Source organism: Oleiphilus sp. HI0079, assembly GCF_001635105.1.
Genome location: NZ_LWFT01001311.1, coordinates 1 through 689, shown reverse-complemented (window position 1 = coordinate 689; position 689 = coordinate 1). Strand labels below are relative to the sequence as shown.

2 protein-coding genes are annotated in these 689 nt (G+C 42.4%); both read right to left on the bottom strand.

The window, feature by feature from the left end:
- Positions 1-194, bottom strand: a 194-nt coding sequence (locus A3750_RS22780) for a type II toxin-antitoxin system RelE/ParE family toxin (RefSeq protein WP_369819973.1), incomplete at its 3' end; no start/stop codon positions are given.
- The gene (locus A3750_RS22775; RefSeq protein WP_068453310.1) at positions 181-402 is read right to left on the bottom strand and encodes a hypothetical protein; all 222 of its coding nucleotides are present in this window, start codon (positions 400-402) and stop codon (positions 181-183) included. The genes A3750_RS22775 and A3750_RS22780, both read right to left, overlap by 14 nt.
- Between the last annotated feature and the right edge of the window lie 287 nt (positions 403-689).

Genomic DNA, 689 nt, shown 5'->3' with positions numbered 1-689 from the left:
AGTTGCTTAACCATCTTAAATTTATGAACTCTCAGAAAAGCAAGGTCGCCTCGTTTCAGTTCACCCAACAGCGGATTTTCTATAAGTTCTTTAATTGCTAAATCAAGGTCTGTTTTCTGATTGGGCTTTAATTTCTTAACAGCTTTCTTAAAAGTTGGTGTCTGTAAAATATGCTCAACTTTAGCCAAAGTCATAACGCTCCAATTTACCTGCTTCTTTTTCTGCTTGTGCAATAATGGCCTGCTTTACAAACTCATAAGGTAAGTCGGGGTTATCTTCCATCATTTCACCAATCTTCGCCCAATGCTCTATCTGCTTAGGCGGTGTTCTATTATAGGCCTTTGCCATAATGGTAGCTTTTTCAATAAGTTCTTGGTCTAATCTAACGCTACTAGTTGCCATAATTGATACTCCAGTTCTTATGCGTGAATCAATTGTGGCATATTGCTACAACTAAATAAAGTTATAACCAAGCGTTCAACCGGACTCGCCTTCGGCTCGCGCGGTTAACGCGGCGTTATGTGGCAGATCGTGAAGGGATTTGAGTGACGGAAAAGTTGACCGAAGCGAAGGAAAAGCTTTTAAGCACGGAGTATCCGCGTTGGCGCAACCTGCTGTCTTGCGCGCTTCTCGTGCTTCTCACTACGGGTATGGTTTCGGGTTGGTGGTATGCTTATTTCACCACTTCT

What these genes read in the sequence shown, in the direction of transcription:
- A3750_RS22775 (WP_068453310.1), bottom strand. Translation starts at nt 402, where the DNA reads ATGGCAACTAGTAGCGTTAGATTAGACCAAGAACTTATTGAAAAAGCT.